We start from the raw sequence: 12,733 nt of genomic DNA on the forward strand, positions 1-12,733 counted from the left end.
TATTTCTTTGTTTACTCTTTCGTCACCAATTGCATGGTTTCTCTTGAAATTTGTTTTAAGAGAACTGTTTTTCCTTTTTCTACCATTTCAGCGGCTTCTTTGGTAAAGTGGCGAATGGTATACAAAGACACGTTTTCATTATAGGCAACTTTGAATTTTTTCGACAAAATGGCTTTTAGTTCATTGAAGTTCCCGAATTTATCCTCCACACTCACCGAAAAACTAATCGCCGAATTCTGAATCAAACTTACTTTCATTTTATATTGGTGGAACAAGGCGAAAATTTCGCTGATGTTTTCTTCCATGATAAAAGAGAAATCGATAGACGATAACGAAATCAGCAATTGGTCTCTTTTCACAATATAACAAGGCGTTTGCGGTTCTAAATCTTTCCCTTTGGAAACACTGGTACCCGGTAAAAGCGGATTGATAAACGATTTTACATGCAACGGAATTTCTTTTTTTTGTAGCGGTTGTAAGGTTTTCGGGTGAATAACGGTAGCACCGTAAAACGCTAGCTCAATCGCTTCGCGATAAGAAATTTGGTTTAACAAAATGGCGTTTTCAAAATATCTCGGATCGGCATTCATCACACCCGGAACATCTTTCCAAATGGTTACGCTTCCTGCGTTTAAGCAATACGCAAAAATAGCTGCGGTATAATCCGAACCTTCACGGCCTAAAGTGGTGGTGAAATTGTTCTCATCCGAACCTAAAAATCCTTGCGTGATATTTAATGCTTTTTTCTTTACGCCTTTCGAAATCAACTGTTGGGTTTTTTCCCAATCCACATTCGCATCACGATAAGTATTGTCGGTTTTGATGAAATTTCTAACATCAATCCAGTTGTTTTTCAAGCCGGCTTGCGCGAAATAATGGCTAACAATTGTAGTGGAAATAATCTCTCCGTAACTCACCACTTGGTCATACACGAAGTTATAATTCGGTGATTTATTGCTTCGGATAAAATATTCTAAATCGGCAAAATGACTGTTTACGGCAAAGTAAACATCGTGCTCTTCGTCTTCAAATAAATCCATCAAAATTTGGTAGTGGTACTTCTTGACTTCCTGTAACGAAGAATGCAGTTCATTCGACTTCTCGAAATAATTCTTGATTACAAGTTCTAAGGCATTAGTGGTCTTTCCCATCGCGGAAATCACCAAAAGCGTGTCTTCATGACCTACTTTTTCTAATACACTAAATACGTTTTTAATACCTTCTGCATCTTTAACTGATGCTCCCCCAAATTTGAAAATTCTCATAATTAATTAAATTCCACTGTTAAAAATTCCAAATTCCAACCGCTTGAGTATGGAACTTGATTATGTATTATTTGAATTCAAATTTCTCAGAAAATTGGAAATTCCCTGTTCATCCATTTGAACAACGTCCCAATCTTCTAAGACTTTCGCCCCCGATTTTTTATAAAATTCTACTGCCGGCGTGTTCCAATCTAAGACATTCCATTCGATTCTTCGAACGTTGTCGGCTTTGCCTTGTTCCATAATTTTGGTGTACAAAGCGAAACCCAAACCGGTGCCGCGCATTTTTTCTTTGACAATCAAATCCTCCAAATGAATGGTTCTTCCTTTCCAAGTGGAATAACGATAATAGTATAAAGCCATTCCAACAATCTCTCCATCAACTTCCGCTACAAAAGTGTAAAACAAAGGGTTTTCTCCAAAACCATCGCGCTCTAAATCGGCCACTGTTACCACAACGGCATCCGGTTCTTTTTCAAAAACGGCCAATTCTCGGATTAAATCCAGTACCGCTTGCATGTCGGCTTTAGTTCCTTTTCGGATGTTCATTTGGTATAATTTTTAATACTTCGCAACCGTTCAATCTAAAGGTTTCGAGTGGCAAAAATACAATTTATAATTTCTTTGCGAAATACATTTTTTCTTTGGCAAATTTAGCGATATTTGCAGCCACAACTACAACGATTTCGTAATGGAAGAACGCAACAAAACCTTAGGTGAATTCATCATCGAAAAACAAGAAGAATTTAAGTATTCCTCCGGAGAATTATCCCGCATCATCAATTCCATCCGATTGGCCGCCAAAGTGGTGAATTACAAAGTCAACAAAGCCGGTTTGGTCGATATCGTTGGGGCAGCCGGAGACCAAAATATCCAAGGCGAAGACCAACAAAAATTGGATGTGTATGCCAATGATGTTTTTATCCAAACGCTAATCAACCGTGAAATTGTATGCGGTATTGCTTCTGAAGAAAACGACGATTTTATCACCGTGGCCGGTTCCGATAAAACACACAGCAATAAATATGTGGTCTTGATGGATCCTTTGGACGGTTCTTCCAATATTGATGTCAATGTTTCGGTGGGAACTATTTTTTCGGTGTACCGCAGAGTGACACCGGTTGGAACTCCGGTAACTTCTGCCGATTTCCTGCAACCGGGAACACAACAAGTAGCCGCCGGATATGTGATTTACGGAACTTCGACTATGTTAGTTTACACCACAGGTCATGGCGTTAATGGCTTTACTTTAAACCCGGCTATTGGAACGTTTTATTTATCGCATCCGAATATGCAGTTTTCGAAAGACGGTAACATTTATTCCATCAACGAAGGCAATTATGTGCATTTCCCGCAAGGCGTTAAGGATTATATCAAATATTGTCAGCTAGAAGAAGGCGACAGACCGTATACTTCGCGCTACATCGGAAGTTTGGTTTCAGACATTCACCGCAACATGATTAAAGGCGGCATTTATATTTACCCAACCAGTTCCAAATCGCCTAACGGAAAATTGCGTTTGTTATACGAATGCAATCCCATGGCGTTCATCGCCGAACAGGCCGGTGGAAAAGCTTCGGATGGTTTTGGTAGGATCATGGAAATCAGCCCGACAGAATTACACCAACGCGTGCCGTTCTTCTGCGGTAGCTTTAATATGGTAGAAAAGGCCGAGGAATTTATGGCGAAATATGTGTAAAAGTTACAAAGTGGCAGAGTCACAAAGTGGCAAAACTTTTAAGATTTAATAGAAAAGCCGGAATCAGAGATTCCGGCTTTTTACTTTGTAACTTAGCTACTCTGTAGCTTTGCCACTATTTATTCATATGTGTCATTTCATATACAAACGTATCCAAATCAACATTCAAAATCAACAATGACATGGCTTTATCAATGATAAAAGGAACGTTACCCGGCGTAAATCCTAGTGCCAAAGCAAACTTGGTTAAAATTTCTTTTTGTTTTGGCCCTAAAACATGGTCGGCATAAACCATACGGGACAAATCATACAAACGCTCTAATCTTTGCGAATGCAAGTACGGCGGATTGATAGGATATTTTAAAGGATTTTCTAAAATCTCTTCGTATTCTGCTGCGGATATTTCCAAACGAACAGCCAGTTTGTCCAAAAACTCTTTTTCTTCTTGACTCAAATCGCCATCAGCGGTGGCAACACGAACAATAGCCGAAAAATGACCTTTGTTTCTGCTTTTAAACTCGCTATCAAATAAATCTGAAATTGACATAATTATATGGGTTTTAATACTGCAAATATAAGCCAATTTCCTTTTTTGAAAAACCAATTTCCAAAATGTTTTTCATCGATTTTAGGGTTTATTTTAAAAGAGCAATTAAAATTAATCGTAAGTTTACGTTCCAAACAACCAAAACTACAATGTCAGATTTCTGGATATACTTTAATCTCGGATTAAAACATGTACTTGATATTTTTGCCTACGACCATGTTTTATTTCTCTTAGCTTTAACCGTTCCTTACGAATTTAAATCGTGGAAAAGAATTTTAATTCTTGTTTCACTTTTCACTTTGGGTCATACTTTAGCCCTGTTTCTCTCGGTATTTAATGTCATTACCATCAAATCAAATATCGTCGAGTTCCTGATTCCGATTACCATTCTAATAGCCGCTTTGTACAACATTATCGTTTCGGGTAAATCGAGCAAAAAAGACAGCATAACCTTTATTGGTATCGTTACGGTTTTCTTTGGCGTTATCCACGGTTTAGGGTTTTCGAATTATTTCAACACCATTCTTTCAGGAAAACCAACCGACAAACTTTTGCCGTTATTCGAGTTTGCGCTTGGGATTGAAGTTGCGCAAATCATAGTCGTGTTAGCCGCTTTACTTTTGGCTTATGTCGTTCAAACGCTTTTAAAATTCTCCAAACGCGACTGGGTTCTAATCATTTCTGCCTTTATCGTTGGGGTCGTCATTCCGATGATTTTACAAAGTGAAATTTGGGTTAAATAATTGTACAGAAGCGAAAGGTTTAGGTATATTTGCTATCCTTATTCCTGCTGTTCGTTACAATTTTTTGATTTGCCTTTCACTGGCGTTACAGGCCGATCAAAAAGATTTTCACTTCCATCAGGGCTAAAGGAAAAACCATTGATTTTCTGTTATGAAAGAAGCCAAACAAAAAAAATACGACGTTGCCTACTTGAGAATTGCAGCCGAATGGAGCAAATTGTCTTATTGCAAACGCAAACAAGTCGGCGCCATTATTGTCCGAGATAAAATGATCATTTCTGATGGCTATAACGGAACACCTTCCGGATTTGAAAACTGTTGCGAAGACGACGAAGGATTGACCAAGTGGTATGTGCTACACGCCGAAGCCAATGCGATTTCTAAAGTGGCGCGCTCTACTCAAAGTTGTGAAAATGCCACTTTGTACATCACGCTTTCGCCTTGCAAAGAATGCAGCAAACTCATCCACCAATCGGGGATTAAACGTGTCGTTTTTAAAAACGGCTATCGCGATGAATCCGGTTTAGATTTCCTCAGAAAAGCCGGAATTGAAGTAACTCAAATCGAAAATTTAGATTAACACCTCATCATACATCCAATGAAATCTAAGGAAAAATACTTGCCTTTATTGCTGTTCGCTTGCGTCGCCTTGGGAATCATCATTGGTGGTATGCTCAATTTCCCTAAACGAACCCTTTCCAAACAAAATGCCAGCAAAGCCAAAATCGAAAAACTAATCGACTTCATCAATAATGAATATGTTGACGATGTTGATTCAGATTCTATTGTTGACCTAACGGTGAACAGTATTTTGGCCAATCTGGATCCGCATTCGGTTTATATTCCACCAAGCGAACAATCCTCAGAAGCCGAATTGATGAAAGGCGATTTTGTAGGCATTGGCGTCAACTTCTACATGTTTAACGACACCGTAACGATAGTAAAACCTTTGGCAAATGGCCCGGCCGAAAAGGCAGGTATTTTAGCCGGCGACCGCATTTTATATGCCGATAAAGACAAACTTTTCGGAAGAAAATTACCAACAGACAGTTTGTTTAACAAATTAAAAGGTGAAGAAGGCTCAAAAGTCTTATTGACCATCTACCGAAAAAGCACCAACAAGAAATTAAAAATCCCGGTAGTTCGGGATGTAGTTCCTATTAAGAGTGTTGACATTTATTTGAAACTAAACGCCACAACCGGTTATATCAAAATCAATCGCTTTGCCGAAAGCACTTATGACGAATTCCGAGTAGGTTTGGAGCAATTGAAAAAACAAGGCATGAAAACCTTAGTCATAGACTTGCGAGACAATGGCGGCGGTTATTTGGAAAAAGCGGTTGAAATTGCGGATGAATTATTAAAAGACAAAGAACTCATTGTTTTTACCAAAAATAAAAAAGGCGAAATCAACAAAACTTTTGCCACTGAAGAAGGCATTTTTGAGTCCGGAAGCGTTTTTGTTTTAATTGATGAGAATTCTGCTTCTGCCAGTGAGATTTTAGCCGGCGCCATACAAGACAACGACCGCGGTACTATTGTCGGCAGACGCTCTTTCGGAAAAGGTTTAGTGCAACGCGAAATGGACTTTGAAGACGGTTCGGCTGTTCGTTTAACAACTTCCAGATATTACACTCCAAGCGGTCGCTCTATTCAAAAACCTTATATCAAAGGCCATGGCGAAGAATACAGTCATGATTACAAAGCCCGATTTGAAAACGGAGAATTGTACGCCAAAAACAAAATCAAAATGGCTGATTCTTTAAAATTCAAAACCAAAAAAGGCCGAACCGTTTATGGCGGTGGCGGCATCGTTCCCGATGTTTTCGTGCCTTTGGAAGTCAAAAAAGGAGAGGAAAGTGTGGCTTATATTTTAAGCTCCGGTTTGGTGAGCCATTTTGTTTTTGAACAATTAGACAAAAATCGAACTGCTTTCAAAGGAGTAAAATTTGATGCTTTTTTGGTCACAATGCTTCAAGACAATACCATAGTTTCTAAATTCGAAAAGTATTTAAAAGAGGCCGGTTTGGAAATGTCTTTAACGAATAACAAAGCATTAGTAAAAAAATACCTAACTGCAGAATATGCCCGTCAACTTTTTGGTGAAAACCAATACTATCAAATCATTTTGAAAGATGATGCCATGTTAAAAGCTGTTTTAAAGTAAGTTTTACTTTCTGATGCTGTCATGCACCTGAGCATGAATTCCACCATTCCACAAGGTTAAAATATCGGTTGCTACAGCGGCACCACTTCCGGCGGCTATGGCCAATTGACTGCGCCAACCGGCTAAAGTTCCGATAACGTAGATGCCTTCGGTTACCCTGTGGTCAATATTTTTGAGTTGGATTCTGTTTTTCTCCGGAATGACTTTTTGATGTGGCATGACAAAGTCCTCTAATCCTTCTATGGTAAACGGATTTCCGGCACCTATTCCGACAACAACTATTTTCGTTTGATAGGAATTTTTATTGGTGATTACGGTAAAATTTCCGTCTTCGCCTTCAATTTTCATTACTTTTTCACCTGCAATTTGGTCGATGTGCGGATACAATTGGTTCAAATGGTCAATGCTTTCCGTCAATAATTCCGAACCCAATTTTCCTGCGGAAATGCCGTAAGCATTATTGAAAAGAGCGTCTTGTAAGGATGAAGCTTTTTGATGGACAATGATGCCGATTTTTTTATCGGTAACAAAAGGTTTGTTTTGAGCTGAACCTAAAATCAAAGCACAAGACATGCCCGAAACGCCGCCACCAATAATCAAAACATCATACATAAGTTGGAAAATTTGAAATTATAAAATGACAAATTCCAAAAAAGCTTCAAAATCAAATATAAAGTCCCGAACATTTGAATTTTGAAATTTCCTTTTTGGAATTTGAGAAACCCTTAGTTTTTTAGTTTGTCCTCGATTTTCTTTGACATTCTAAAAATCAAAAGGATTAAGACCGCACAAAACGACGCGGCTATACCGATTAAAGCCACCATGCTGTCGCCTTCAAAAGGATTATTAAAATCAAGTAAATAAATATTTACCAATATCAGCGCGACGGCAAGAAATATAAGTATGTTGGTGAAAATTTTCATGAAATAAATTTATGGAACAAAAATACTAATTTTTGAGGTTATGCAAATAGTCCTTTAACATTAGCCGCAAATAATTTAACAGCAATCGCCAATAAAACTACTCCAAAAACTTTTCTGATAATACTCAGCCCGTTTTTACTGAGCATTCTTTCAATTTTTGAAGACGATTTCAATACGGCATAAACCAAAATAATATTCAACAAAATAGCAATGATAATATTAATTGATTGAAATTCGGCGCGCAAAGAAAGTAAAGTGGTCATCGTTCCGGCACCGGCGATTAAAGGAAATGCTATCGGAACAATCGAGGCAGAAGTAGCCGCTTCATCACGGTATAATCTGATGCCTAAAATCATTTCTAAAGCTAAAAAGAAAAGGACAAACGAACCGGCGACGGCAAACGAATTGACATCAATTCCGATTAGTTTCAAAATTTCTTCTCCCACAAAAAGAAAGGCAATCATGATTCCGGCCGATACCAAAGATGCTTTTTCCGATTGAATGTGCCCAAACTTTGTTCTCAAATCAATAATCACCGGAATGCTCCCAACGATGTCAATCACTGCAAAAAGCACCATCGTAGCTGTCGCAATTTCTCTAAAATCTAAATTCATGACGTTTATTTTTTGCAAAATTAGGTTTTTAATAATTCACTTAAGCCAATTTTCATTTGTACTTTTGCATTCTTAAAATCAGATTATGTTTCAATTAGGCAAAACCATCGTTTCAGAAGACATCCTCGAAAAAGATTTTGTGTGCAACCTTTCGGCTTGTCACGGCGCTTGTTGCGTAGATGGTGATGCAGGCGCACCTTTAAGCAAAGAAGAAACTCAAATTTTAGAAGAAATCTACCCCAAAGTAAAACCCTTTCTCCGCAAAGAAGGTATCGAAGCCATAGAAAGATTAGGCACTTGGGTTGTGGGAACCGACCAAGATTTAGAGACGCCACTAATTGACAACAAAGATTGTGCTTACGTAATTTTCGACGGAAAAACCGCACTTTGTGGTATTGAACAAGCTTACAACCAAGGCATCATCAACTGGAAAAAACCGGTTTCGTGTCATTTGTATCCCATAAGAGTAAAAGATTTTAGCGAATTTGCCGCCGTAAATTATGATCGTTGGGATATTTGCAGCGATGCTTGTACCTTAGGAAAAGAACTTCAGGTTCCCGTTTATAAATTTGTCAAAGAAGCTTTAATTCGAAAATTCGGAGAAGATTGGTATACTGAATTGGAAAAAGTAGCGGAAGATTTAAAAAACGGAAAGTAAAAAATAAAAAAAGCCGAAATCATTTGATTTCGGCTTTTTTGTGGAGAATACCGGATTCGAACCGGTCACCTCTTGCCTGCCAGGCAAGCGCTCTAGCCAAATGAGCTAATCCCCCATTTTTTTGAGACGACAAATATATAATTTTATCCAAACAAAAAGCAATTCAACAAGTATCTTTTTTGAGATTTGTTGTAAATTTACATTAAATATCCTTTTTTATGTCTGCCGAAAATACCAATGGGTTTATTGCAACCCAAATTGAAAACAAAATCGCAACCATTACCTTCAGTCATCCGGCGAGCAATTCTTTTCCCAGTGATTTACTGCAAAAACTGACAGAAGAACTTACTGATTTAAGTAAAAACAATGATATTAATGTCATCATACTGCAAAGCGAAGGGAAAACTTTTTGTGCCGGCGCTTCATTCGACGAATTACTTTCCATCACCGATTTTGAAACCGGAAAAAAATTCTTTTCAGGTTTTGCCAATGTGATCAATGCAATGCGCAAATGCTCTAAAATTATCCTCGGGAAAATTCAAGGCAAAGCGGTTGGCGGTGGTGTGGGTTTGGCTTCGGCTTGTGATTTTGCTTTTGCTTACCAAGACGCTTCGATTAAATTATCCGAAATAGCCATCGGCATCGGACCCTTTGTGATTGAACCTGCTGTTTCAAGAAAGATTGGAAAAACTGCCATGACACAGCTTACTTTACAACCCAACACTTGGCAAACCGCTGATTGGGCTGTAGAGAAAGGTCTTTATGCCGATGTTTTTGACAGTTATGGCGAATTAGATGAGGCCGTTTTGGCTTTCGCCAAAAAATTAGCGAGCTATAATCCTGAAGCCTTAACCGAAATGAAAAAAGTGTTTTGGGAAGGTACCGAAAATTGGGACAACCTTTTATATGAACGCGCCGCTGTTTCCGGGAAATTGGTCCTTTCCGAATTTACTAAAAATGCGTTGAACGAATTTAAAAAATAAAACATGACGCTTATTTCGCTTATTCAGCAAATCAATATTGATGAAAAAATAAAAAACGCCCCCGATAACGGCTATTTAATTGGTGTTTGGATTGGCTATGTATTGCCTTTTGCCGTTTTGGTCGGACTAGCTTGGCTTATGTATCGCAGAGCTAAAAAAAGACAAGACGAGCGCTAGTTATATTTTACTAAATTTGCCCTGTAAAAATATCTTTCATGAGTAACATCAGAATCACCAAACAATTTTCTTTCGAAACCGGACACGCACTCTATGGCTATGACGGCAAATGTAAAAACGTACATGGACACAGCTATAAACTTTCCGTGACGGTGATTGGTAAACCCATAACTGATTCGTCCAATGTGAAATACGGAATGGTGATTGACTTCTCTGATTTGAAAAAAATTGTAAAGGAAGATATTGTAGATGTTTTTGACCATGCCACCGTTTTTAATAAAAACACGCCACATGTTGAATTGGCTGCTGAATTAAAATCGCGCGGTCATCATGTGATTTTAGTCGATTACCAACCTACCAGCGAAAATATGGTAACCGATTTTGCCCAAAAAATAAAAAGTCGTTTGCCCAAAGACATTCTTTTGCATTCGCTAAAACTTCAAGAAACCGAAACCTCTTTCGCCGAATGGTATGCTTCGGATAACGAATAAAAATATGACGCTTTCACCCGATAAAAAAATATACTTTGCTTCTGACCAACACCTTGGTGCGCCAACGCCCGAGTTGAGTTTCCCTCGTGAACAAAAGTTTGTTGCTTGGCTGGATGAAGTTAAGAAAGATGCCGATGCAATTTTTCTTTTGGGCGATTTGTTTGATTTTTGGTTCGAATATAAAACCGTTGTACCTAAAGGCTTTGTGCGTGTTTTAGGAAAATTGGCTGAAATTCGCGACAGCGGTATTCCGATTTACTTTTTCGTAGGCAATCACGATTTGTGGATGGACGATTATTTCGAAAAGGAATTAAACATCCCTGTATACCACGACAATCGAGAATTTACTTTTAATAACAAAACGTTTTTAATAGGTCACGGAGATGGCAAAGGTCCGGGCGACAAGGGTTACAAACGCATGAAAAAAGTATTTACGAGTCCTTTTTCAAAATGGCTCTATCGTTGGTTACATCCGGATATTGGGGTAAAATTGGCACAATATCTTTCCGTAAAAAACAAACTGATTTCAGGCGAAGCCGATGTAAAATTCTTGGGTGAAGAAAACGAATGGTTGGTCCAATATGCCAAACGCAAACTCGAAACCAAACACTATAACTACCTCATCTTTGGTCACAGACACTTACCAATGATTATCAAAGTAGGCGAAAACTCGGAATACATCAATCTCGGCGATTGGATTGGTTATTTTACTTATGGTGTTTTTGATGGAGAGAATTTTGAGTTGAAGGAATATTAATCTACCTCAAATCCTTCAACCTCAACTGTATGGTTACATTACCGTTGAACTCATTTTCATCAATACAATAGACTGCCTCAAACGGGTTTTGATTTTTAACTAAATTTAGTTTTTTGCCTAAACCAAAACCAATTGCGCCAAAACCTTGGCTTCCGTTTTGTTTTACAAATAGTTTTAGATGGTCTTCATCGGCACCGATTCCCTTGGCATAGCCTGAATCTTTTAAGCCTTTAGACATAAAGACAGGAGTCATATTTTGAGGGCCGAAAGGCTCAAACTGATTCAAAATTCTAATTAGTTTATCGTTGATATCCGTCAGATTAATTTCCGCATCAACCGAAATTTCCGGTGTCAATAAATCGGGATGAATCGTTTCTTCGACTGTTCTTTCAAATGCTTCTTTAAACGCGGCATAATTTTCTTCTTTCAAGGTCATTCCTGCGGCATACATGTGTCCGCCAAATTGTTCCAAATGTTGTGCGCAAGCTTCGAGCGCATTATAAATATCGAAATCCTTGACTGAGCGTGCCGAAGCGGCCAATTTGTCTCCGCTTTTGGTAAAAACAATCGTCGGGCGATAATAAGTTTCGGTCAATCGCGAGGCCACAATGCCGATGACACCTTTGTGCCAATTTTTGTTGTAAACCACCGTTGTAAATTTGTCTGTCTCCTGATTAATCTCTATTTGATCTAGTGCTTCAATCGTGATTTGTTTGTCCAAATCCTTTCGGTCGCTATTGTGTTGCTCAATTTCGGAAGCGAAAATTTCGGCTTGGTCTAAATCGTATTCTGTGAGCAAAGCCACGGCTTCATTACCATGCTTAATCCTTCCCGCGGCGTTGATTCTTGGTGCAATGATAAAAACTACGTCGGTTATGGTGAGTACTTTTTTCTTTACATTTTGAACCAAAGCTTTGATGCCGGGTCGTGGGTTTGAATTTATCACTTCCAACCCAAACTTCGCTAAAGTTCTGTTTTCACCGGTTATCGGAACGATGTCAGCGGCAATCGCGGTAGCCACCAAATCTAAATAAGGCAACAAATCTTCTATGGTTTGGTTTCTATTTTGGGCCAAGGCTTGAATGAGTTTAAAACCAACACCACAACCGCACAATTCGTCATAAGGATAGCTGCAGTCTTCTCTTTTTGGGTCTAAAACGGCAACAGCTTCAGGTAAAAATTCACCCGGACGATGGTGATCGCAAATGATAAAATCTATATTTTTCTTTTTGGCGTAAGCCACATGGTCAATGGATTTAATCCCACAATCGAGAGCAATAATCAACGAACAACCATTGTCGTCCGCATAGTCAATGCCTTTATAAGAAATCCCATAACCTTCATCATAACGGTCGGGAATGTAAGTCGCAACATTGGGATAAAAACTCTTTAAATAACTCGACATCAGGGAAACAGCAGTCGTCCCATCAACATCATAATCGCCAAAGACCAAAATATTCTCGCCTTCCGCTATCGCAGTTTCAATTCGATTCACGGCTTTGAGCATGTCTTTCATCAAATATGGATCGTGTAAATCTTCCAAACTCGGGCGGAAAAATTGACGCGCAGCTTCATACGTTTCAATCCCTCTTTGTACCAAAAGTGTTGCGATAAGTTGGTCAACCTTTAATTCGGCGGACAAAGTTTTTACTTTTTCGGATGATGGTTTGGGTTTTAAAGTCCAGCGCATGTTGAAGTACGATTTACGA

The 12,733-nt window shown here is 38.6% G+C and carries 16 protein-coding genes and 1 tRNA gene; 9 read left to right on the forward strand and 8 right to left on the reverse strand.

Going from position 1 to position 12,733, the window contains the following annotated elements:
* Positions 1–11: 11 nt before the first annotated feature.
* The gene (locus HA632_RS07150) at positions 12–1,265 is read right to left on the reverse strand and encodes an aspartate kinase (protein ID WP_176306509.1); all 1,254 of its coding nucleotides are present in this window, start codon (positions 1,263–1,265) and stop codon (positions 12–14) included.
* Between the two features lie 60 nt (positions 1,266–1,325).
* Positions 1,326–1,814 carry a GNAT family N-acetyltransferase gene (locus HA632_RS07155; RefSeq protein WP_176306510.1) on the reverse strand — a complete coding sequence of 163 codons (489 nt, stop codon included), beginning with the start codon at positions 1,812–1,814 and terminating at the stop codon, positions 1,326–1,328.
* A gap of 142 nt (positions 1,815–1,956) precedes the next feature.
* Between HA632_RS07155 and fbp the strand changes: the two genes are divergently transcribed.
* Positions 1,957–2,964 carry a class 1 fructose-bisphosphatase gene (fbp, locus tag HA632_RS07160; RefSeq protein WP_176306511.1) on the forward strand — a complete coding sequence of 336 codons (1,008 nt, stop codon included), beginning with the start codon at positions 1,957–1,959 and terminating at the stop codon, positions 2,962–2,964.
* Positions 2,965–3,079: 115 nt separating this feature from the next.
* Here the strand turns inward: fbp and HA632_RS07165 are convergent, their stop codons facing one another.
* Positions 3,080–3,511, reverse strand: coding sequence for a TerB family tellurite resistance protein (locus HA632_RS07165; protein ID WP_176306512.1), 432 nt, complete (start codon positions 3,509–3,511; stop codon positions 3,080–3,082).
* Between the two features lie 149 nt (positions 3,512–3,660).
* On the opposite strand from HA632_RS07165, the gene HA632_RS07170 reads away from it, so the two are divergent.
* The 3 genes from HA632_RS07170 (at position 3,661) to HA632_RS07180 (ending at position 6,421) form a co-directional block, all read left to right on the forward strand.
* Entirely contained in the window at positions 3,661–4,254 is a 594-nt protein-coding gene (locus HA632_RS07170) for a HupE/UreJ family protein (protein WP_176306513.1), read from the forward strand.
* Positions 4,255–4,405: 151 nt separating this feature from the next.
* Complete coding sequence (locus tag HA632_RS07175; protein WP_171221458.1) at positions 4,406–4,834, forward strand: dCMP deaminase family protein; 429 nt, start codon at positions 4,406–4,408, stop codon at positions 4,832–4,834.
* 18 nt (positions 4,835–4,852) lie between these two features.
* Positions 4,853–6,421 carry a S41 family peptidase gene (locus HA632_RS07180; protein WP_176306514.1) on the forward strand — a complete coding sequence of 523 codons (1,569 nt, stop codon included), beginning with the start codon at positions 4,853–4,855 and terminating at the stop codon, positions 6,419–6,421.
* 3 nt (positions 6,422–6,424) lie between these two features.
* Here HA632_RS07180 and HA632_RS07185 read toward each other — a convergent pair whose 3' ends face one another.
* The 3 genes from HA632_RS07185 to HA632_RS07195 all read right to left on the reverse strand — a co-directional run bounded on the left by HA632_RS07185 (position 6,425) and on the right by HA632_RS07195 (position 7,958).
* Complete coding sequence (locus HA632_RS07185; RefSeq protein ID WP_176306515.1) at positions 6,425–7,033, reverse strand: FAD-dependent oxidoreductase; 609 nt, start codon at positions 7,031–7,033, stop codon at positions 6,425–6,427.
* A 113-nt stretch (positions 7,034–7,146) separates the two neighbouring features.
* The gene (locus HA632_RS07190) at positions 7,147–7,344 is read right to left on the reverse strand and encodes a hypothetical protein (protein ID WP_171221455.1); all 198 of its coding nucleotides are present in this window, start codon (positions 7,342–7,344) and stop codon (positions 7,147–7,149) included.
* 38 nt (positions 7,345–7,382) lie between these two features.
* Positions 7,383–7,958, reverse strand: a complete 576-nt coding sequence (locus tag HA632_RS07195; RefSeq protein ID WP_176306516.1) for a MarC family protein — start codon at positions 7,956–7,958, stop codon at positions 7,383–7,385.
* An 85-nt stretch (positions 7,959–8,043) separates the two neighbouring features.
* On the opposite strand from HA632_RS07195, the gene HA632_RS07200 reads away from it, so the two are divergent.
* The gene (locus HA632_RS07200; protein WP_176306517.1) at positions 8,044–8,616 is read left to right on the forward strand and encodes a DUF3109 family protein; all 573 of its coding nucleotides are present in this window, start codon (positions 8,044–8,046) and stop codon (positions 8,614–8,616) included.
* Positions 8,617–8,657: 41 nt separating this feature from the next.
* Here the strand turns inward: HA632_RS07200 and HA632_RS07205 are convergent.
* Positions 8,658–8,731 (reverse strand) — tRNA-Ala (locus HA632_RS07205).
* A 103-nt stretch (positions 8,732–8,834) separates the two neighbouring features.
* On the opposite strand from HA632_RS07205, the gene HA632_RS07210 reads away from it, so the two are divergent.
* The 4 genes from HA632_RS07210 to HA632_RS07225 are packed head-to-tail and all read left to right on the forward strand — an operon-like array spanning position 8,835 to position 11,024.
* A complete protein-coding gene (locus HA632_RS07210) occupies positions 8,835–9,599 on the forward strand; it encodes an enoyl-CoA hydratase/isomerase family protein (RefSeq protein ID WP_176306518.1) in 765 nt (254 codons plus the stop codon).
* A gap of 3 nt (positions 9,600–9,602) precedes the next feature.
* Positions 9,603–9,776 (forward strand): hypothetical protein, encoded by a 174-nt coding sequence (locus HA632_RS07215; RefSeq protein WP_176306519.1) that lies wholly within the window; start codon positions 9,603–9,605, stop codon positions 9,774–9,776.
* 38 nt (positions 9,777–9,814) lie between these two features.
* Entirely contained in the window at positions 9,815–10,267 is a 453-nt protein-coding gene (locus tag HA632_RS07220; protein ID WP_176306520.1) for a 6-carboxytetrahydropterin synthase, read from the forward strand.
* Positions 10,268–10,271: 4 nt separating this feature from the next.
* The gene (locus tag HA632_RS07225; protein WP_176306521.1) at positions 10,272–11,024 is read left to right on the forward strand and encodes a UDP-2,3-diacylglucosamine diphosphatase; all 753 of its coding nucleotides are present in this window, start codon (positions 10,272–10,274) and stop codon (positions 11,022–11,024) included.
* Position 11,025: 1 nt separating this feature from the next.
* On the opposite strand, the gene recJ is transcribed toward HA632_RS07225, so the two are convergent.
* Positions 11,026–12,714, reverse strand: a complete 1,689-nt coding sequence (recJ, locus tag HA632_RS07230) for a single-stranded-DNA-specific exonuclease RecJ (RefSeq protein ID WP_176306522.1) — start codon at positions 12,712–12,714, stop codon at positions 11,026–11,028.
* Positions 12,715–12,733 lie beyond the last annotated feature (19 nt).

Origin of the sequence: Flavobacterium sp. J49 (assembly GCF_011742145.1) — a bacterium.
Lineage (GTDB): Bacteria > Bacteroidota > Bacteroidia > Flavobacteriales > Flavobacteriaceae > Flavobacterium.